Here is a 19,413-nt window from a genome sequence, read left to right on the forward strand (position 1 = left end):
TACTCGACTGCCTCACCGAGCTGTAGGCCGTGCATGGCCGCGATGCCACCGACGACCACGGCAATCAACGCAGCGCGAACCCAGGTGGGTGGCCCCACCCTCGTGGCCGCATCACGAGAGGACATTGCCGCAACGGTAGCCCCACGGCGCGACGACAGCTGGGCGTGGACCGGGTGCGACAGGGTCGGTGGCGGACACGAATCGAGGCCGTCTTCACGCTCTCAAACGGGCGATCTTCTGGGATCGTTCGAGAGCCACACGCAGTCGATTGAAGGCTTCTGCGCGTGCGTGGGCGTTGCGTGGTGACGGGTGCGGGACAGCCAGCACGGGAACAACCCGGGCTGTCTCATCGATCGTCATCAGCCGCATCACACCTTGAAGTGCCGGCATGCCGACGGCGACGACGACGTGGAGGTCGGGCAGAGCCGCCCACAGCTCCTTCAATGCCGGACGCGCCTCCTCAAGGTCTCGCACCAGTGGCGGCCTTCGATGGCCGGTAGCGTCGTAGGTGGGCCACGGCACCACGTTCCATCTCACGTACCCGTCACGGGCCACGCCCGCAGAAGCTCGTGCTGCACGGAGCGCGGCCGCGGTCGGGTCGTCGTTGTCCTCGGTGCTGAACCCGAGGTCACCTGCGGCAACCGTGCGAGGGCCGGGCGACTCCATCAGCACCAGGATCCTCGCGTTCACGCCAGGACCGTCCGGGTCGAACCACGGGACGAACCGCTGCTCGTCGACAGCCGCACGCCAAGCACGGACCAGCGCGTTGAGCGCGAAGACGTGCGGCTCGTCCACTCGGGACCGGCGATCGGTGCTCATCTCGTGCGGGCTTTCGTGGCGATCGCCAGCAGGTGGCGGACCGGACCGGCCGGCGGGCGGCCGCTGCCGACCCACAGCGCGGTGAGGTCGCGCGAAAGGTCCAGCCCGATGATCGGCACCTCGACGAGCCGGCCCGCCTCCACATCGCTGCGCACCGAGCGCCGGCTCATGAACGCCGGTGGGCTGCCTGCGCTGACCGCCGATCGGATGCCGGACGTGGTGGTCAGCTCGACGGCGGGCGCCGTGGCGGTCAAGCCGAGTCGTGCGAGCGCGTCGTCGACGACGCGCCGGGAGCCTGACCCTTGCTCGCGCCACGTCAGAGGCCGGGTGACGATCTCATCTGGCGCCAGCGGCGAGTCCTGTTTGGCCCACGGGTCGTGCGGTGCCGAGTACAGGCCCAGCTCGTCGCGAGCGACGACCAGTGATGCCAGGTCACCGGGGTCGGCACCGTCCTCGACGAAACCGATGTCGGCCGACCCGTCCGCTACGGCCGTCCGCACGTTCTCGCTGTTGGTGGCGGTCAGGCTGACGACGGTGTCGTGCTGCTGGCGAAGCCGAACCAGCCACAGGGGCAACAGGTGCTCGGCGACGGTCATGCTCGCCGCGATGCTCAGCTGGTGGGCCCGGTCGTCGCGCAGGGTCGCGATCGACTCGTCGATCTCGTGCGCGAGATCAATCAGACGTGCGGCCCAGCCGACCATCAGGACACCGGACTCGGTGAGCGTCGATCCTCCGGCAGCACGACGCAGGAGGGTCAATCCCGTCTGGGCCTCGACGGCTCTGAGCCGTTCGGACGCCGATTGCTGCGTGATGCCGTTCGCTCGACCCGCAGCGCTGATGCTGCCATGAGTAGCCACGTCGACCAGCAGCTGCAAAGCAGCTAGATCGGGGATGTTGCGCATCTTCCAAGAATACCCTCCCTCCACAGGTTTGCCCTGTGGAGCCACAGGATGGCGGGTTCTACCGGCAGCCCCGCATCGAGACCACTGTGGAGTCATGACCACCGCACACCTCACGACGACCAGCGGGCACGCCGCCTCCAGCACCCGCGACCGAACGGGCTGGCTCCGCGAGCTCGAGGGCGCTCCGGCTCTCGGCTTCATCGGACCCAACTGGTTTGCCTCGGTCATGGGCACCGGCATCGTCGCAGTCGCCGCTGCCTCCCTGCCCTTCTCCGTCCCAGGGATCACGGTCTTCGCCACCACCGTCTGGGTCCTCGCCCTCCTGCTGCTCGTCGTGGTGGTCGTGGCGACTGCAGGCCACTGGACGTTGCACGGCGAGGTGGCTCGCGGTCACCTGGACGATCCTGTGATGTCGCACTTCTACGGCGCGCCCGCGATGGGACTCATGACCGTTGGTGCCGGCGCAGTGCTGGTGGGGCATCACCTGATCGGCATGACTGCCGCGCTGACGCTGGACTGGGTGCTGTGGACCGCTGGGACCCTGCTCGGTCTGACCACCGCCGTGCTGGTGCCGATCCGCGCCTTCACCTCGCACGAGGTCCACGAGGACTCCGCCTTCGGCGGCTGGCTCATGCCCGTGGTCCCGCCCATGGTCAGCGCCGCCACCGGCGCAGCCCTCATCCCGCGCCTGCCGGCCGGCCAGGCCCAGCAGACGATGCTGCTGGCCTGCTACATGCTCTTTGGCCTCACTCTCATGTGCAGCATCATCATGATCGCGTTCATCTGGAACCGGCTCCTGCGCCACGGCATCGGAGCGGCCGGTGCCGTGCCCACCCTATGGATCGTCCTCGGCCCCGTCGGTCAGTCGATCACCGCGGCCCACCACCTCGGCAACGTGACCCCCGACGTGCTCGACAGCCCCTATGGCACCGCGTTCCACGCCTTCGCCCTCGTCTACGGCATTCCCATGTGGGGATTCGCGATGCTGTGGCTGGCGATCGCCGCCACCCTCACCGCCCGCACCGCCAAGGAAGGACTTCCGTTCAGCCTGACGTGGTGGTCCTTCACCTTCCCGGTCGGCACCGTGGTCACCGGCACGTCGGGGCTGGCCCAGCTGACCGGCAACCACGTGCTCCAGGTCGCGGCCGGCGCACTGTTCATCCTCCTTCTCAGCGCCTGGGCCGTCGTTGCCGTCCGCACCCTTCGCGGCGTGCACTCCGGGAAGCTGCTCAAGAAGCCCTGAACTCCGACAGACCCATACCTCCGATGAAGGGGAAGCCTTGATGAAGACGCCCCGTCAGAGCACGATCGAATGGTCCGTCGCCGCCATGTGCATCTGCGGACTCATGCTCCTAGTCCTGGCGCAGAACGACACGCTCCAAGCCCTCCCGTGGACCAATTTCGGGCTCGCCCTTGCCGGCTTGAGCGCCGTCATGGGAATGGCTCTGGCCATCGCCGAAGCCGACATCTGGCCCGAGCTGGACATCACTGACTATGCCGAGCGCACCGAGCAGACCATCACCGCGTGGTCGGGCATGAACGGCCAGTAGGGCGGCGACCCGGCCAAGCTCGCCGGAGCACTCGTGACCCTGTCGGACTCCGGCGACCTGCCGCTGCGCTTCCTCGCCGGGAGCGACGTCATGGCCGGAGTCGAGCAGAACCTTGCCACCATTCAGGAGCAGAGCAATGCCCACCGGGAGCTGTCGGCCTCGCTCGCCTACGACGCCTGAGCCACAATTCTGGTGTTGCTGACCATCGCCTGGCGATGCGATCGGGTGCGCGGAGGCTCGTCGGTTTTGGTCTCAGTTTTGGTCTCAGTTGGACCATGATGTGCCCTGATTGGGCGTGATGGGCAGTGATGGAAATCGCTGCAATTCCAGCGAAACAGACTCTGGTGAACTGGTCGAAATTGGCGCTGGCGCGGTTGGAAAGCGGGTTGAGTGAAAGCTCTCAGGGGTTCGAATCCCCTATCCTCCGCCAGACGCCAGTGAGAATCGGGCCTCGCACCTTCGCGGTGCGGGGTCCGTTCATCGTTGGCGGTCTCAGTGCGCGCCTCGCTCAGCCCCGGGGGTCGATCGCGACACGGACGGCCTCGGCGCGGCCGGCGGCCGCCAGCGCGCGGTCGAGGTCGGCGAGGGGGCGAGGCGGCCCGACGAGCGCGGCGAAGGGGTAGTGCGTCGCGCGGTCCTCGAGGAACGTCACTGCGGCGTGGAGGTGGGCCGGGGCGTAGTTGTGGACGCCGGTCACCGTGACGAGGCGGCGCACGACGCTCTCGGGATCGAGTGGGACCGGAGGCGTGGGGAACACGCTGCCGACGAGCACCACGACGCCTCCGACGCCCACGGCCTTGATCGCTGCAGTGACCGCCGACGGGGCTCCGGAGGCCTCGAGGGCGATGTCGATCTCGGTGGCGCCGAGCGTGCGCACTGCTTCGGCGAGACACGGGGAGTCGGCCGGGTCGACGACGCGCTCGGCTCCGAAGTCCAGCGCCAGCTCGCGACGCCGCCGATCGGGGTCCGAGACGATCACTCGTGCGCCGCGATCGGTCGCCATGGCGCTGGCCGTCAGGCCGATCAACCCGGCACCCGAGACCAGGACGACGGAGCCGGCGAGGTCGACCACGGCGGCTGCACGCTCGACCGCGGCCTGGGCCGTGGCGGTGCCGCACGACGCCGGCACGAGCACCGCACCCGGCAGGTCCTCACCGACGGCGACGATCGCGGTGCCGGCGCGGAGGTGGGCGTGGGTGGCGAAGCCGCCGTTGAGCTGCCACGTCGGCGTGATGCGCTCGTGGCCGTACTTCAGCAGGGACCGGCACTTCTGAGGGAGTCCACGTCGGCATCGGTCGCACGTGTGGCAGCTCGCCATGATCGACCACACGACGCGGTCCCCGATGCGCACCGGATCCCCGGAGACGGTGGAGACACGTCCTTCGATCGCCTGGACACGCCCGACGTACTCGTGGCCGAGGACCGACGGGGCCGGTCCGCTCCGGTCGCCGCGGGTGGTGTGGACGTCCGACCCGCAGATGGTGGCGAGCTCGATCTCGACGAGGACCTCGCCGTCGGCGAGCGCGACACGGTCGACCTCGAAGGGAACGTGCCGTCGACCGGGCTCGACCCAGCTCATGGCCGTGGCCGGGGGGTCGAGCCGCACCGTCGTCGACGGTGCCGGCTCCACCAGCGACGTCACGAGGCGTCGTCCAGACCGAGCAGCTCGGGGAGCGCGGTCACGTCGGTGACCACCTGGTCGGCGCCGGCGGCGTCGAGCGTCTCGCGGTCGTGGGCGCCGGACAGCACGCCGACCACGAGCCCGGCACCTGCGGCACGGCCCGATCGGACGTCGCTGGCGGTGTCGCCGACGACGACGGCGGAGGCCACGGACGACGCGCCGGTGCGCAGGATCGAGGCGAGCACGAGGTCAGGGAACGGTCGGCCGCGGCCGGCATCGACCGGGGAGAGGGCGACGTCGACGAGCGAGGCCCAGTCGAGCTGACGCAGGATCGCGTCGCGAGTGACGGGGGAGAACCCCGTCGTGAGCGCCACGGCCAGTCCGGCCTCGCGGAACCGCCGCAGCGTCTCCTCGGCACCGGGGATCGGCTCGACCCCGAGCTCGGCGATCAGCTCCTCGTAGGCCGACTCGAACGCGGAGGTGGCCTCGGTGGCCTTGGCGCGGTCGCCGCCGGAGAGGTGCGTGAAGACCTCGATCTTCGACTGCCCCATCGTCTCGCGGACGTAGGCGATCGCGTCGTCCCACGACATGCGTGCGGCGACGCCGGTGACCTCGGCGGCACGCTGGAACGCGCGCTCGACGATGCCGTCGTCGCGGACCGTGGTGCCGGCCATGTCGAGCACGACGAGCTCGGCCGGGACAGTGCGGAGGGTCTGCGGGGCGGGGGTGGTGACGGTCATCGGGTGGTTCCTTCCAGGAGGGGGATGGTGGTCTGGTCGAGGTGGGCGCCGAGGTGCAGCTCGGCGAGCCCGAGTCCGGTCGTCATGCCGATGCCGGTCGTCGCGGCGAGCACGAGCACACCGGGATCGGACTCGTCGACGAGGAACTCGTCGGGCCCGCTGGCGTAGACGCCCTGCCAGCGCTCGGTGACGACCGGCGTCGTCCCGAAGAGATCGGCGAGCTCGTCGAGGAACAGCTGGCTCGTGGCCTCGGGCTGGAACGGGGACACGTCGATGCCCTTGACGTGGGAGTCGCCGACGATCAGCGATCCGTCGGGCAGCTGCGTGTACATCTGGTTCAGGTCGATCGCCGCCAGGTCCGGTCGCTCGGCGTGGAGACGGTCGCGGACCGCGACGGCCTCGTCGAACCCGGCGAACCGCCCGTACCGCGTCAGCGACCAGCCGGTCAGCAGAGGCGCCGGGAGCGTGACGCCAGGTGCGTGCACCCGCATCATGTCCAGGCCGCACCGCTGCACCCCGACGGACTCGGCGAGGTCCGGCAGCAGCTGGTCGAGGTCGTGGTTGACCGCGACGACGACGACGTCGGCGTGCAGGTCGCCGCGCGTCGTCGAGACCAGGCCCGGCGCCACACGACCGACCGCGGTGCGGAGCCGGAACTCGACGCCGAGGGAGGCCAGGTGCGACCGGATCGCGGCGCTGGCGGTGCGGGGGTCGACCTGCAGGTCGGGAGCGATGTGGGCACCGCCGACGGTCGAGCCCGCGCGAAGCGACGCGCGTGCCTCGATCGCCGTGGCCTCGAGAAGGGCGATGCCCCCGTCCCGGGCCGCCACGGCGAGCAGCGCCATCTCGTCGTCGTGACGCGCAGCCACGAGCGTGCCCGACGCGCGCAGCCAGAGGCCCGTCTCGCGGGCGAGGTCGATCCAGATGCCCCGGGCCACGTCGGCGTAGGCGCGAGCGCGCCCGGTCTGGGCGCCGATGCAGAGGTGGCCGAAGTTGCGCACCGTCGAGCCACTCGGCTCGCCGGCCCGGTCCACGACCGTGACGGTGCATCCGCGCTTGACCGCCGCGAGGGCCGCACCGAGGCCGACGATGCCGGCGCCGACGACGACGACGTGCTGCCGACTCATCGGAACACCCGCCGCATCCACATCGCCAGGCCCTCGATGACCAGCACGGTCACCAGGATCATCAGGACGATCGCGGTCACCTGGCCGTAGTTCGATCCCTGGCTGGCGTTGAGCAGGTAGTAGCCCACGCCGCCGCCGCCGACCACGCCGAGGATCGTGGCGGCGCGGATGTTGGTGTCGAGCAGGTAGAAGCTGTGGCCGATCAGCGCCCGGGTCCCTTGCGGCACCGTTGCGCCGACGTAGACCTGCGTGCGGGAGGCGCCGGCCGCGACGAGCGCGCGCTCCGGGCCCCGGTCGACCTCCTCGAGGGAGTCCGCGATGAGCTTGCCGAGGAGTCCGATGCCGCCGAAGGCCAGGGCCAGGGTTCCGGCCTGCATGCCGAGCCCGGTGATGACGATCAGCACGATGGCCAGGATGATCTCGGGCACGCCACGCACCCCGACGAGCAGGAACCGCGCAGAGCTGCGGGCGCTGCGGGTCGGTGCGACGTTGCGGGCGGCGAACGACCCGAGCAGCAGCGAGGGCAGCAGGGCGAGCAGCGTCGCGGCCAGCGCGATGGCGATCGTCTCGCGCAGCGCCTCGAACATCACGTCGGCGCCGTAGACGCCGAACGTCGGTGGCCAGAACTGCACGGCGACGTCGGGGATGCGTGCCCAGACGGTGAGGAAGTCGCCCCAGGCGATGTCGCACACCCAGACGGCGGCCACGACGACGATCACGCTGACCCAACCCGCCGAGACGTTGCGGACGCGGTTCGCGTTCCAGGGCCGGCGCAGTGCCGACTCGGGGCTGGCGGACCAGGCCGGGCTGCTCGACGTCTCGCGGGCGGGGCGCCCTCGCGCGGCGACGATGCGCGGTCCGAAGCGGTCGGCCCACGTGCGCCGGCCGCCACCCGAGGGACCGAGCATCGCGGCACGGACGACGCTGGACACGATCTCCATCACGACGCACAGACCGAAGATCACGAGGGCGATGCCGAGCCCCAGCCCGTAGTTCAGCGACCGGAACGCCTGCGACATCTCGAGGCCGAGACCGGCGACGCCGACGTAGCCCAGCACGACCGAGCCGCGCAGGTTGATGTCGTTGCGGTGCAGCACCGTGGCGACCCACGAGGGCATGACCTGGGGGAGCACCCCACTCGTGAACTCCTGGAGCCGGGATCCGCCGGCGGCGCGGATGGCCAGGCGGGGACCCTCGTCGATCTGCTCGACGGCATCGGCGAACATCTTCGAGATCATGCCCACCGAGTGCAGGCCGATGGCGAGGATGCCGGGGAGCGCGCCGAGCGACAGCATCAGCACGAACACCATCGCGAGCACGACGTCGGGCAGGGCCCGGGCCAGCACGCCGAGGAAGCGGGCCGTCATGCGCCAGCCTCGACCCGGCGTCGTGTTGGAGGCCGCGAGGAAGGCCAGCGGCACCGAGATCACCGCGGCGAGCAGGGTGCCGGTCAGCACCAGGCCGAGGGTCAGGCCGATCAGCCCGAGGAGCTCTCCCGCCTCGGGGAACGACAGCCCGCCGACGCGGCCGAAGAAGTTCTCGGCGTTGTCCCAGCTCGCGATCATGTCGGGCACCGAGATGCCGACGTTGCGCAGGGCGATCGCGGACAGCACGAGCAGGGCCATGAAGGTCAGGCTCGCGGCGAGCCGCTCGACCGAGAACGGCTTGCGCGGTGCCCGCTCGAGGACGTCGTCGTCGGGCAGCGTCGGCTCGGGACGCTCGAGCGTGGTGGTCATGCCTGGCCCGCCTGGAGCAGGTCCGCGGCTGCGACACCCTGGATCGCGCGGAGCTCGGCGGGCGAGGAGGCGACCCGGCCGTAGACCTCCATGACGCGCTCGCGGTCGAGCTGGGCGGTGGGCAGGTCGAGCACGACCTGCCCGCGACGCAGGCCGACGATGCGGTCGGCCCACGAGATCGCGAGGTCGACCTGGTGCAGGCTGCACACGACGGTGAGGCCCTCGTCGGTGGCGATCTCGCGGATGAGGCTCATGACGGACTCGCTGGACTCGGGGTCGAGCGAGGCGACCGGCTCGTCGGCGAGCAGGACGGTGGGGTTCTGCATCAGGGCGCGGGCGATGGCCACACGTTGCTGCTGCCCGCCGGACAGGGTGTCGGCGCGCTGGTAGGCGCGGTCGAGCAGGCCGACCCGCTCGAGGTGACGCAACGCCGTCAGGCGCAGGGCCTTCGGGTAGGACCTGACCCCGAGCCGCGGACCGCGCTGGGCGGCAAGGGCGCCGGTCAGGACGTTCTCGAGCACCGTGAGCGACCCCACGAGCTCGAACTGCTGGAAGATGAACCCGACGTCGCTGCGCAGCGTGCGCAGGCGTCGGCCGCGCAGGCGTGGCACGTCCTGGCCGAGCACCTCGACGGACCCGGACGTGGGGGTCTCGAGTCCGTCGAGGTGGCGCAGCAGGGTGGACTTGCCGGAGCCGGACAGCCCGAGCAGCACGACGATCTCGCCGCGCTCGACCGTCAGGGACACGCCGTCGATGGCCGTGGTGTCGCCGAACCGCTTGGTGACGTCGGTCAGACGGACGACCGTCTCGGTCTCGGGTGCGGTGGCGGTCTCGGTGGTGAGGTGAAGCGTCATGGCTGCTCAGGCTCCTGGTCTCGTCGCGTCAGCCGGCCGTCAGGCCTGGCACTGTTCCGCGTTGGTCTGCTTGCAGATGTCGCGGATCAGGTCGTAGTAGGCGTCGTCGACCGGCTTGGTCTCGAAGAAGACGCTGCGGAAGCCCTCGGAGTCGGCGCTCTCGACACCGCTGTCGATGATCTCGTCGATCGTGACGTCGGTGAGGATGTCGCGGAGCTGCTGCTTGATGTCGTCGGGCAGGGTGTCGGACTCGACGATCGGCGCGCCGGGCACCATCGTCTCGGCGACGACCTTGACCTGGTCGGAGGCCTCGACCTCGCTGTCCTCGGCGAAGCCGACCTCGCACTCGGTGCCCTCGCCGACCTTCTGGACGCTGACGTCGTGCTTGCCCGCGAAGACCGGGGTGACGTCCTTCTCGGGGTCGATGCCCTCCTCCATGAGGTTGTACGAGGGGAACAGGTAGCCGGAGGTCGACGACGGGTCGACGAAGCAGACCTTCTTGCCGGCGAAGTCGGCGAGCGACTCGACGTCGCTGTCCTTCGGCGCGATGGCCTGGGAGAAGTAGCCCGGCTCCTGGCCCTCGGCGGTGACGATCGAGGAGATCGGGGTGATCTTGGCGCCGTTGTTGAGCGCGGTCACGTAGGTGAAGCCGGAGAAGGAGGCGATGTCGACGCGGCCGGCGATCGAGGCCTCGATCAGCGCTGCGTAGTCGGTCGACTCGCTGTACTCGACCGTCTTGCCGGTCTCCTGCTCGATGTAGTCCATCAGCGGCTGGTAGTTCGTCTCGGTGTCGGCGGAGTCCGGCACGACGCCGAACACGAGGGTGTCGGAGTCGACGGCGTATCCAGCGTCGGAGCCGGAATCGCTGTCCGAGGCGTCGGAGCTCGAGCAGGCGGCGAGGCCGAGCGCGATGATCGCGGCGCTGGCGACGGCGGCCATCGGGCGGCGGAAGGAGCGGGTCATGACGTGCCTTTCGTGGCGGGGGATCACGGAGGAGGTGGAGGGGTGAACGTGAAGAAGCGTGGCACGGAGAATCACTACCTGTATACCTACGTGGACGTTGTTCAGAAGTTGTTCACCTAACTTGGCCAGATGGCGGCGCCGAACGGGGGCCGGTGTCCTGCCGACCCTGGGGCCGCGACGTCGGTACGATGCCGACGTGACCGAAGTTGTCTACAAGCTGATCGCCGACGACCTGCGCGAACGCATCGCCAGTGGCGAGCTCGCCCCGGGCGACGACGTGCCCACCGAGGCCGAGCTCGCGCAGCGCTGGAGCACCTCGCGGGGACCGATCCGCAATGCCCTGGCCGCGCTCCGGCAGGAGGGCCTGATCGAGACGACCCGGGGTCGCCCCGCTCGCGTCCGCGAGCGCAAGGCGCACCAGGCGGTCGACGTCTCGATCCCCTTCACGCGCTGGGCGCGCGACATCGGCGCCGAGCCCGGGGCGCGCACCCAGGAGGTCAGCCTGCGCCGCACCGACGCCGAGAAGGCGACGCTCCTCGAGGTGCCCGAGGGCACGCCGGTCGTCGACGTCCTGCGCCTGCGGCTGCTCGACGGCCGCCCGACGATGGTGGAACGGTTGACCTACCTCGAACCGGTGGGGCGCCTGCTGTTCGACGTCGACCTCGACACCGTCTCGATCACCGAGTACCTCGCGGAACGCGGGCACGGCTCCGCCGACGTCCACCACGAGATCGACGCCGTGGCGGCCGACGAGATCGACGCCGACCTGCTCGAGGTCCCGGTCGGTTCGCCGATCCTGCGCCTTCGGCGGATCTCCCGCGATGCCGACGGCCGCACGTTCGAGGCCTCCGACGACCGCTACCTGAGCGACATCGTTCGCTTCACGGTGCTGGCCTCCGGCCGCTCGCCCCAGGGTGACGCGTACGTGCGCCCGCTCGGCAGGGCCTGATCACGTCGCCAGCATCACGATGCCGGCCAGCACCACGACGGACGCCGCGACTCGTCGGGCCGGCCTGTTCTCGCGCAGCACGAACGCGCCGAACAGGCTGACCAGGACGACGCTGACCTCGCGCATCGGTGCCACCAGCGCCACCGGTGCGATCGTCACCGCCGAGAGCACCAGGATGTACGACAGCGGCGACAGCACCGCGAACGCCAGGATCCGCTTCCACTCCTGCCGCACCAGCGTCGCCGCGCCGCGGAGCTCGCGGCGGAGGAGCATCGTGAAGAACGGGATCTCCAGCGCTGTGCACCCCACCATGTACGCGACCGGCGAGGCGCCCGTGTCTCGCAGGGAAGCGGCGTCCCACAACGTGTAGGCGGCGATCGCAACTCCCGTGAGCGAGCCGTAGACGAGCGACAGCCTCAGGCGGCCGTCCGCCGCGCCGCCGCGGTCGACCAGCCCGATCGCCACCACGCCGAGGATGATCGCGGCGACGCCCAGCAGGGCCACCACACCGACCGACTCCTGCCAGATCCCCACGGCCACGACCACAGTCAGGAGTGGTCCGCTGCCGCGAGCGACGGCGTAGACGGTCGACAGGTTGCCCGCGGCATATCCCCGTTGCAGCACGATCATGTACGCGACGTGGAGGACCGCCGAGACACCGATCCCGACACCGAAGGCGCGGAGGTCGTCGGTGTCGAGCCCGCCGGTCAGGGGGATCACCGGCAGCCAGATCAGGGTGCTGGCGACGGAGCCGCACCACAGGAAGAGCAGCCCGGTGCGGCTCGCTCCGTGGGCGAGGATGTTCCACCCGGCGTGGGCGACGGCGGCGGAGAGGACGAGGACGACGGCGGTCGTGGACATGCGGGACCCAGATCTGTCCGTCGCAGGGTGCGACGAACCGGGTCCTCCAGGCTTTTGTCCGTTCAGATGACGCCGCACCATCGGGATGCGCCGTGGCGCCGCTCGGACCAGGCGAGCCGAAGCTCCGGAACCCTAGGCGCTGTCGAGATCCACGCTAGCAGCGGTCGCCGCCGGCGTGCGCGTCGAGAGGGAGGAAAAACTAACTGAGTGTTACCTGTGAACCCCCTAGGCGACGGCTGACGCAGCCGATAGCGTCGTGGTCCATCAGTCCCGTGGACCCTTGAGGGAGATGTCCATGTCAGCGAAGAACCCTGCAGCCCACCTTCCGACCGACCAGGGCGAGCACCTGCCGCCCGTTCGACATCTGCGCCACCGGGCCGAGGTGCCGATGCTCCTGACCGCCACGACGCTTCTCGCGATCGCCATGTTGGTCGTCGTGGTCATGGTCGTCGACGGGCTGGACGCCCCCGGCTGGTTGCGCAGCATCGTCGTGGTCGCCGTCGTCGGACCGGTTCTCGCCAGCGTGGTGTTCGCCCGCTACCAGTACTGGGCGACGGTCTCCAACGCTGTCGAGGTCACGGCGGACCAGCTCCCGGAGCTGCACCAGATCTTCGTCGAGCAGGCGGCCCGCCTGGGCATGACCCCCGACGGCACGGGCATGGGCAAGACGCCGCGGCTCTACCTCGTGAACGGCAACGGCGTCATGAACGCCTACGCGACCAAGTGCCGCATCCGCAGGGGCTACGTCGTGATCTACAGCGACCTGCTCGACCTCGCGTATCAGCACGGTCACTTCGACCTGATGCGATTCGTGCTCGGTCACGAGCTCGGACACCACCACTGCGGGCACACCCAGTTCCGTCGGTTGATGTTGCAGGGTGTCCTCCGCCCCCTGCAGCTGTGGCCGTCGTTCTCGCGAGCGCAGGAGTACACCGCCGACCGTGTTGGGGCCTTCCTGTCACTGGAGGGTGCCCCCGACATGATCGGCCTGTACGCCGGCAAGCACATGCAGAAGGACGTCCGGCTCGAGCCGTACTTCGCCTCGGTCGAGCGCCACAAGGACGGGTTCTGGCTCAAGGTCGCGAACTTCCGTGCGGACCACCCGGTCGGCTTCCGCCGGATGACGACCTTGCGCCGCATGGAGACGGAGGGTTGGGACGTGCACGGCACCTTCTTCTAGCTCGATTCGGCTCGCCCGTGGTCTCGGCTAGTCTCCATTGGCAATGGCTGAGAGTGCCGAAGGATCGACGTCGCAGGCGATCGCGAAGATCGCCAAGGAGACATCGCGAGTGTCGACGACCTGGGCCACCATCCCCGATCGATCGCCGACACCTTCGACGCGCGTGGCCAGCGGGAGGCTGGGACAGTCGTCGGCATGACGATCAGCAAGGGAGACCGCGTGTCGTGGGGTACCTCGCAGGGGCGCACGCAGGGCAAGGCCCTCGAGAAGCGCACCTCGACGTTCCAGCACGACAAGCAGAAGTTCAACGCGAGTGACGACGATCCGTACTGGATCGTCGAGAGCGAGAAGACGGGCGCCACGGCGGCGCACAAGGAGTCCTCGCTCAGGAAGATCTGAGCGCCTGACGGCGTCAGGATCCGCCGGAACCGGTGCGATCCCGAAGCGCGCCGAGCGGTGCCAGATGCGCGGTGGCCGCCCAGCTCGCGAGGAGCTGGAGTGCTTCAGCTGAGGTGGAACCGGGCTCGGCAGAGAAGACGAGCGTCTGCAGACCCGGTTCGGAGGCCAGGGGCATCGCCTCGAAGTCGAGGTCGAGGTCGCCGACGACGGAGTGGCGGACACGCTTGAGGCCGGTCTGGTGCACGCGGACGTCGTGGGACCCCCAGAGCCTGGCGAAGAGATCGCTGCGGGTGGACAGCTCGCCGACGAGGTCGCCGAGGGTGCGGTCGTACGGCGATCGTCCGGCCTCGGCGCGCAGCAGCGCGACGACCTGGCGGGCGTTGCCGTCCCAGTCGGCGTAGAACTCCTGGGCCCGCGGGTCGAGGAAGATGAACCGGGCGGCGTTCGTCGGTGCGGTCGGGTCGTCGAACATCGCCGAGAACAGGGCGCGGCCCAGCTGGTTGGTGGCGATCGCGTCGAGCCGCCCGTTCTGGACGAAGACCGGCACCGTCGACATCGCGTCGATCATCTGCTGAACGCGCGGTCGGACCTGGAGCCGCCGCGCGGGCTGTCGCCTGCGCGACGGGTGGGTGCCGGCGTTCGCCGCCCGCACGAGGTCGTCGAGGTAGGTCCGCTCAGCCTGGTCGAGCTGCAGCGCACGGGCGACTCCGTCGAGCACGGACTCCGAGACGCCCTTGGCGTTGCCGCGCTCGAGGCGCTTGTAGTACTCCGGGCTCACGCCGGCGAGGATCGCGACCTCCTCACGCCGCAGGCCGGGGACGCGCCGGCGTCCACCGAAGTCGGGCAGCTCGACGTCGTTGATCGACAGCTTCGCGCGACGCGACATGAGGAACTCGCGGATCTCCTCGTTGCTGTCCATGTCGTCCACGGTACGACCCGGCCGCGTCGCTAGCCGGTCCCTGCCGGTACCCCTCACGACAGGGACTGTCTCGGATCGGTCGACCGTCCTTGACTGGTGGAACCGATCACCACCACCGGCCGTGAACGGTCGGACAGAAGGAGCAGTCATGACGAACACCCAGGTCTGGTTCATCACCGGAGCCAGCCGCGGCATGGGCATCGACATCGCCCGGGCGGCACTCGCCGCCGGTCACCACGTCGTCGCCACCGGCCGCGACCCCCAGAAGGTCGAGGACGCCGTCGGCGCCCACGAGAACCTCCTGACCGTCGCGCTCGACGTCACCGACCCCGACGCGGCCGAGCGCGCTGCCCAGGCCGCAGTCGAACGCTTCGGTCGCATCGACGTGCTGGTCAACAACGCCGGCAACTTCTACGCCGGCTACTTCGAGAACATCAGCCCTGCCCAGCTCCGCGCCCAGATGGAGACCAACTTCTTCGGTCCGCTCAACGTGACCCGCGAGGTCCTGCCCGTGATGCGGGCCCAGCGCTCCGGCCAGGTCATCACCATCACCTCCGCGGCCGGGCTCATGGGCCAGGAGTTCTGTGCCGCCTATGCGCCGTCGAAGTTCGCCCTCGAGGGATGGATGGAGTCGCTGCACTACGACCTCGCCCCGTTCGGGATCAGCACGATGGCGGTCGAGCCGGGCTTCTTCCGCACCGAGCTCCTCGTCGAGGGCGCCTCGACGATCTGGCCCGAGCTGGAGATCGAGGACTACGCGACTCGCACCGAGCAGACCATCAAGGCCTGGTCCGGCATGAACGGCCAGCAGGTCGGCGACCCGGCCAAGCTCGCCGGCGCACTCGTCACGCTGTCGGACTCCGGCGATCTCCCCCGACGTTTCGTCGCCGGCAGCGACGTCATGGCCGGCGTCGAGCAGAATCTCGCCACCATCCAGGGCCAGATCGACGCGCACCGGGAGCTGTCGGCCTCCCTCGCCCTCGATGCGTGAGCCAGCTGACGTCAGGTCGAGACGATGACGGGCTCAGCGCTGCGACTCGGTGGAGGTGCGTCGGCGTTCAGGCGGATTCCGGTGCGGCGTCGATGATGCCCTGGCCGGTCTCGGGGTCGAAGGGCACGGACTCGTGCTGGTGGACGATCTTCCAGGTGGCGTCGACGCGGCGGCAGACGAGCGTGGTTCGTACCCACATGTCGACCTCACCTCCGGCCGTGAGGGTGCCGGTCACGTGGTAGCGGAAGGCGCAGTACCCGAGAGTGCTGTCGGCATCGACCTCGAGCTCGTGCACCTCGTACCCCGGCCCGACGGAGTACGAGTCCACCCAGGCGGTGAGTGCTTCAGCCACAGCGGAGGTGCCGCGAGTTCTCGCGGGTGGGAGGACGGGGAAGCTCAGCACCTGGGTGTCGTGCGCGTCGATGAGCGTTGATGCGTCCCCGGCTCCCACCGCCCGCACCCGGTCGGCGATGAACTGGCGCAGCTCGTCCTGGAGCGACTCGGTCGTCATGCCTCCAGTCTCACCCCTCCTCAGAGCACTGCCACTCGAAGGCGAGGCGACAGCCATGAGCACCTGGGCGAGGAGGTCTTCGCCCAGATGATGCCTTCGGGGCACCATCGAGGGCGAGACGCTCGGCCACGCCGGCGACAAGCACCTCGCGATGATGGATGGCACGCCCGTGCGCTTCTCCAAGCCGTTCCGCTCGCTCTCGGCAGCGCGTGGCCGAGGTCCGGCCAGCAGGTCCCGTCAGGAGAACGCCGTGCGCACCAGGCCGGCGATCTTCGCGAGCGTGGCGTCGTCGATGGAGTCGAGGAACCAGGCTGACGGCTTGAGCGTGGTGTCGGGCTCCTGCTCGACGGCGGCCTTCTCCGAGATGCCGAACGACATCACGCCGTCGTCGAGGCGGAAGAACACCAGGACGGGCGTGCTGCGCCCCGCGGCATAGCCGGGCATCCCGTACCAGATGCGGGGCTTGACCTTCGGTCCCGCCGCGAGGATCGTCTCGTGCAGCTGGGTGCCGATCGACCTGAACGGCTCGGGCCATGCGGCGATCTTGTCCTGGACCGCCGTCAGGTCGGCCGTCGCCTTGTCGGGCTTCGTCGTGGACACGATGTCCCACCTCTTCTCTCGCGCCGCGTGCGCGGCATGGTGATCACAACCCGCCCGTGGATCGGGGCCGGGTTGCGCAATCTCCATCGCAGACGTGTCCTGGCCGGGGCCAGTCCTCTCCGCGAACGTGTCAGACGAGCACTTCGTCATCGACTGCGCGAGGGCACAGAGTGCCGCGGCCGACGATACCAAGCACCCGCCCGGCCAGGTTCATCCGCGTTCGCCGATGAGCTGCAGAGGTTTGGGCCTGGCGCCGGCCGCGTTCCTCACCCACAGTGAAGGTGGGTGGGGGCCCGGACAGGAGCGCGGTGATGACGGATGAGCTCGCGGGCACGCCTCGGACCCCGGCATCGGAGACGTACGACGAGGTGGGTCAGCGGCTGTACCTGCTGGCCGGCCTCCTCACCGACGACGACGAGCTCGCCGGACGACTCGTGGTGCGGGCCGTCCTCGCGGAGCCGGCCCGGTCCGAGCTCCAGGCGCTCTCGGCCGCGATCTACGTCGCGTGGATGGAGCGGTGGGAGCCGTCGTGGGCCGTCGGAGCGGGCGCCGCGTCGAGCACCGGCCTGGTGCAGCAGGTCCACGAGCTGCCCGCGGAGCACCGCGCCGCCCTGGGACTGTGCAGGTACGGCGGTCACGACTATCGCCGTGCGGCCGCCGTCATGGGGCTCGCACCCGAGCGCGTCGCCGAGCTGCTCTGCGAGGCCCTCCGTCACCTGGGAACCCCCGCGGCGAGCGGCGCCGAGCCGTCCTCGGCGGCCTGAGCCGGCGCGGCCTCAGAGGTCGAGGTCGTCCAGCGCGGCAGACGTCGCCGCGAAGGACACCAGCTCCGCCAGGCACTCGTGGCAGCCACGCAAGTGCGACGCGAAACGCGCGTTCTCGAGCTCGCCGAGTGACCCCAGCGCGTAGGCGCCCAGGAGGGCGTGGGGGTCGCTCGTCACGGGTGTGCGCCCGCTTCCGTGACGTCGGTGGCCCTCATGGAGGTGATTCGTCACGGAGGGCACCGGCGCTTGGCCGTCGACGCGATCATCTCGGCGACGCGGACTGCTACGGTGCGGCGACAGGCCAGAGCACACCGGCCCACTCGATCTTGACGACGATGGGCGACGCCGTGACCGGCAGCGATCGAACACCGCGTGACCAGGGCCTTCGCATCCGTGAGGCCAGCGAGCTCCTGGGTGTGCCCGCGGTGACGTTGCGGTCGTGGGAGCTGCGCTACGGGTTGCCGATGACCCTGCGCAGCGACGGAGGGCACCGGCGCTACACCGAGGCCGCTCTCATCCAGCTGGGTCTCATGCGCGACGAGATCGCGACGGGGCAGCAGGCCTCGGACGCCGCGCAGAGGGTGCGTGTGCTCCTCGACGAGCTGAGCCCTGCTCGTGCGCGGATCGACGCCGTCATGGCCGGGTCGGACCGGCGTGACTCCTCCGAGATCGAAGCAGTCCTGCAGGAGTCGTTGGACGACCGGGGGCTCGCTGCGACCCTCGACGAGGTGGTGCTGCCGGCGATGCGGCAGATCGGCTCGTGGTGGGAGTCGGGTCGCTGCGACGTCGCGCAGGAGCAGTTCACCACCGCCGTCGTGCGAGGGTGGCTCGCGCGGATGACGACCCTCGCGCCTCCCGCCGCCTCCGGTCAGCAGGTCCTGCTCGCGACGGGGCCGCGCGACATGCACACCCTCGGCATCGAGGCGCTCGGTGCGGTGCTCCGGACCCAGGGCACGGGATGCCGGGTGCTCGGCGCCCGGACGTCACTCCGTGACCTGGCCGCCGCCGTGTCCGCCACGGAGCCCGCGGCGGTGGTGATCGTCTCCCACCTCTCCACACAACGACGCTCCGCCATCGAGTCGCTCATCAGCGTCTCGCATGCGGAGTGCCTGACCTTCTACTGCGGCAACGCGTTCCTGTCACCGAGGTCGCGCCAGCAGGTCCCCGGGGTCTACCTCGGTGAGCGCATGGTCGAGGCGGCCAGCCTGATCCAGCGGGCCGTTCCCCTGGCGCTCCCGAGCTACGCGCCGGAGGCGGGGTAGGCGGAGTCCTTCAGCAGGCGGGCCAGGTGTGCGGCGTTCGCCGCGGCGGTCCGCAGGGCCGTCATGGTGGCATCCGGCGACTCGTCGAGGTCGAGGTAGTCGACGCCCTGCATCGCCTCGCCGTTCCAGTAGGTGCCGCCCTGGGCCGGGATCGTGAAGCCGATGTCGCCCAGGCCCTGGTACAGGTCGGCGGTGATCTTGTGGGCGCCGTCCTCGTTGCCCACCACGCCCACGACCGCGACCTTGCCGAACATGATCGGGTTGCCGTCGTCGCGGGTCTCGGACAGCTCGGCGTCGAGGCGCTCGAGCACGCGCTGCGCCTCGCTCGACATGTGGCCGAGCCACGTCGGGGCGACGACCACGAGGATGTCGGCCCCGCGGACCTGGTCGCGGATCGTGGGCCACGCGTCGCCGTCGCCCATGTCGGCCTCGACACCGGGTGCGATGTCGTGGTCGACCACACGCACCACGGTGCCGGCGACGTCGAGCTCGGCCAGGGCGTCGAGGAACTGGTGGGCCATCAGGTCGGAGCTGGAGGCCGCCGGGGCGGGCTTGAGCGTGCAGTTCAGGGCGATGGCGGTCAGCGGGTTCTGGGTCATGGCTTCCTCGGATCGTGGGTGACTTCCACGAGCCGTGTACCCGGGGTGGGGGCTGGGCACACACCC

The 19,413-nt window shown here is 70.0% G+C and carries 23 protein-coding genes; 9 read left to right on the forward strand and 14 right to left on the reverse strand.

From position 1 onward, the window contains the following. Window positions 1-213: 213 nt before the first annotated feature. Together LO931_RS14995 and LO931_RS15000 are read right to left on the reverse strand one after the other, a co-directional pair. Window positions 214-819 carry a uracil-DNA glycosylase gene (locus LO931_RS14995; protein ID WP_229054648.1) on the reverse strand — a complete coding sequence of 202 codons (606 nt, stop codon included), beginning with the start codon at window positions 817-819 and terminating at the stop codon, window positions 214-216. Next, a complete protein-coding gene (locus LO931_RS15000) occupies window positions 816-1,865 on the reverse strand; it encodes a LysR family transcriptional regulator (protein WP_229054649.1) in 1,050 nt (349 codons plus the stop codon). The genes LO931_RS14995 and LO931_RS15000 overlap by 4 nt, the downstream gene beginning before the upstream one ends. Here LO931_RS15000 and LO931_RS15005 point away from each other — a divergent pair. The 3 genes from LO931_RS15005 to LO931_RS15015 are packed head-to-tail and all read left to right on the forward strand — an operon-like array spanning window position 1,816 to window position 3,451. After that, window positions 1,816-2,964 carry a TDT family transporter gene (locus LO931_RS15005; RefSeq protein ID WP_229054650.1) on the forward strand — a complete coding sequence of 383 codons (1,149 nt, stop codon included), beginning with the start codon at window positions 1,816-1,818 and terminating at the stop codon, window positions 2,962-2,964. The two genes, LO931_RS15000 and LO931_RS15005, sit on opposite strands and share 50 nt — an antisense overlap. Before the next feature lie 40 nt (window positions 2,965-3,004). Then, window positions 3,005-3,271, forward strand: coding sequence for a hypothetical protein (locus tag LO931_RS15010; protein ID WP_229054651.1), 267 nt, complete (start codon window positions 3,005-3,007; stop codon window positions 3,269-3,271). A 33-nt stretch (window positions 3,272-3,304) separates the two neighbouring features. After that, the gene (locus LO931_RS15015; RefSeq protein ID WP_229054652.1) at window positions 3,305-3,451 is read left to right on the forward strand and encodes a hypothetical protein; all 147 of its coding nucleotides are present in this window, start codon (window positions 3,305-3,307) and stop codon (window positions 3,449-3,451) included. A gap of 328 nt (window positions 3,452-3,779) precedes the next feature. Here the strand turns inward: LO931_RS15015 and LO931_RS15020 are convergent, their stop codons facing one another. Genes LO931_RS15020 through LO931_RS15045 form a run of 6 tightly spaced genes read right to left on the reverse strand, consistent with a single transcriptional unit; the run spans window position 3,780 to window position 10,312 of the window. Further along, on the reverse strand, window positions 3,780-4,913 hold the full coding sequence (locus tag LO931_RS15020) for a zinc-binding dehydrogenase (RefSeq protein ID WP_229054653.1): 1,134 nt from the start codon (window positions 4,911-4,913) through the stop codon (window positions 3,780-3,782). Beyond that, complete coding sequence (locus tag LO931_RS15025) at window positions 4,910-5,632, reverse strand: phosphonatase-like hydrolase (protein ID WP_229054654.1); 723 nt, start codon at window positions 5,630-5,632, stop codon at window positions 4,910-4,912. The genes LO931_RS15020 and LO931_RS15025 overlap by 4 nt, the downstream gene beginning before the upstream one ends. Next, entirely contained in the window at window positions 5,629-6,759 is a 1,131-nt protein-coding gene (locus tag LO931_RS15030; RefSeq protein ID WP_229054655.1) for a TIGR03364 family FAD-dependent oxidoreductase, read from the reverse strand. The genes LO931_RS15025 and LO931_RS15030 overlap by 4 nt, the downstream gene beginning before the upstream one ends. Continuing rightward, window positions 6,756-8,495, reverse strand: coding sequence for an ABC transporter permease subunit (locus LO931_RS15035; RefSeq protein ID WP_229054656.1), 1,740 nt, complete (start codon window positions 8,493-8,495; stop codon window positions 6,756-6,758). The genes LO931_RS15030 and LO931_RS15035 overlap by 4 nt, the downstream gene beginning before the upstream one ends. Continuing rightward, the gene (gene phnC / locus LO931_RS15040) at window positions 8,492-9,349 is read right to left on the reverse strand and encodes a phosphonate ABC transporter ATP-binding protein (RefSeq protein WP_229054657.1); all 858 of its coding nucleotides are present in this window, start codon (window positions 9,347-9,349) and stop codon (window positions 8,492-8,494) included. The genes LO931_RS15035 and phnC overlap by 4 nt, the downstream gene beginning before the upstream one ends. Before the next feature lie 39 nt (window positions 9,350-9,388). Further along, a complete protein-coding gene (locus tag LO931_RS15045; protein ID WP_229054658.1) occupies window positions 9,389-10,312 on the reverse strand; it encodes a phosphate/phosphite/phosphonate ABC transporter substrate-binding protein in 924 nt (307 codons plus the stop codon). 196 nt (window positions 10,313-10,508) lie between these two features. On the opposite strand from LO931_RS15045, the gene LO931_RS15050 reads away from it, so the two are divergent. Further along, window positions 10,509-11,261 (forward strand): GntR family transcriptional regulator, encoded by a 753-nt coding sequence (locus LO931_RS15050; protein ID WP_229054659.1) that lies wholly within the window; start codon window positions 10,509-10,511, stop codon window positions 11,259-11,261. Here LO931_RS15050 and LO931_RS15055 read toward each other — a convergent pair whose 3' ends face one another. Beyond that, window positions 11,262-12,122, reverse strand: coding sequence for an EamA family transporter (locus tag LO931_RS15055; protein ID WP_229054660.1), 861 nt, complete (start codon window positions 12,120-12,122; stop codon window positions 11,262-11,264). Window positions 12,123-12,417: 295 nt separating this feature from the next. Here LO931_RS15055 and LO931_RS15060 point away from each other — a divergent pair, with 295 nt between their 5' ends. Beyond that, on the forward strand, window positions 12,418-13,302 hold the full coding sequence (locus LO931_RS15060) for a M48 family metallopeptidase (protein ID WP_229054661.1): 885 nt from the start codon (window positions 12,418-12,420) through the stop codon (window positions 13,300-13,302). 195 nt (window positions 13,303-13,497) lie between these two features. After that, entirely contained in the window at window positions 13,498-13,701 is a 204-nt protein-coding gene (locus tag LO931_RS15065) for a DUF2945 domain-containing protein (protein WP_229054662.1), read from the forward strand. A gap of 13 nt (window positions 13,702-13,714) precedes the next feature. On the opposite strand, the gene LO931_RS15070 is transcribed toward LO931_RS15065, so the two are convergent. Further along, entirely contained in the window at window positions 13,715-14,620 is a 906-nt protein-coding gene (locus LO931_RS15070; protein ID WP_229054663.1) for a helix-turn-helix transcriptional regulator, read from the reverse strand. Between the two features lie 148 nt (window positions 14,621-14,768). Here LO931_RS15070 and LO931_RS15075 point away from each other — a divergent pair, with 148 nt between their 5' ends. Next, entirely contained in the window at window positions 14,769-15,611 is an 843-nt protein-coding gene (locus LO931_RS15075; RefSeq protein WP_229054664.1) for an SDR family oxidoreductase, read from the forward strand. Window positions 15,612-15,678: 67 nt separating this feature from the next. Here the strand turns inward: LO931_RS15075 and LO931_RS15080 are convergent, their stop codons facing one another. Both LO931_RS15080 and LO931_RS15085 read right to left on the reverse strand, forming a co-directional pair. Next, entirely contained in the window at window positions 15,679-16,122 is a 444-nt protein-coding gene (locus LO931_RS15080) for a nuclear transport factor 2 family protein (protein ID WP_229054665.1), read from the reverse strand. A 237-nt stretch (window positions 16,123-16,359) separates the two neighbouring features. Further along, the gene (locus tag LO931_RS15085; protein WP_229054666.1) at window positions 16,360-16,722 is read right to left on the reverse strand and encodes a DUF1801 domain-containing protein; all 363 of its coding nucleotides are present in this window, start codon (window positions 16,720-16,722) and stop codon (window positions 16,360-16,362) included. Between the two features lie 311 nt (window positions 16,723-17,033). On the opposite strand from LO931_RS15085, the gene LO931_RS15090 reads away from it, so the two are divergent. Next, a complete protein-coding gene (locus LO931_RS15090) occupies window positions 17,034-17,486 on the forward strand; it encodes a sigma-70 region 4 domain-containing protein (RefSeq protein WP_229054667.1) in 453 nt (150 codons plus the stop codon). A 12-nt stretch (window positions 17,487-17,498) separates the two neighbouring features. Here LO931_RS15090 and LO931_RS15095 read toward each other — a convergent pair whose 3' ends face one another. Then, the gene (locus LO931_RS15095; RefSeq protein WP_229054668.1) at window positions 17,499-17,663 is read right to left on the reverse strand and encodes a zf-HC2 domain-containing protein; all 165 of its coding nucleotides are present in this window, start codon (window positions 17,661-17,663) and stop codon (window positions 17,499-17,501) included. A 158-nt stretch (window positions 17,664-17,821) separates the two neighbouring features. Between LO931_RS15095 and LO931_RS15100 the strand changes: the two genes are divergently transcribed. Beyond that, the gene (locus LO931_RS15100) at window positions 17,822-18,748 is read left to right on the forward strand and encodes a B12-binding domain-containing protein (RefSeq protein ID WP_229054669.1); all 927 of its coding nucleotides are present in this window, start codon (window positions 17,822-17,824) and stop codon (window positions 18,746-18,748) included. Here the strand turns inward: LO931_RS15100 and LO931_RS15105 are convergent. Continuing rightward, window positions 18,727-19,347 carry a flavodoxin family protein gene (locus LO931_RS15105; RefSeq protein ID WP_229054670.1) on the reverse strand — a complete coding sequence of 207 codons (621 nt, stop codon included), beginning with the start codon at window positions 19,345-19,347 and terminating at the stop codon, window positions 18,727-18,729. The genes LO931_RS15100 and LO931_RS15105 overlap by 22 nt on opposite strands. Between the last annotated feature and the right edge of the window lie 66 nt (window positions 19,348-19,413).

It is taken from the genome of Aeromicrobium sp. Leaf350, from assembly GCF_916858655.1.
In the GTDB taxonomy this organism is placed as follows: domain Bacteria; phylum Actinomycetota; class Actinomycetes; order Propionibacteriales; family Nocardioidaceae; genus Aeromicrobium.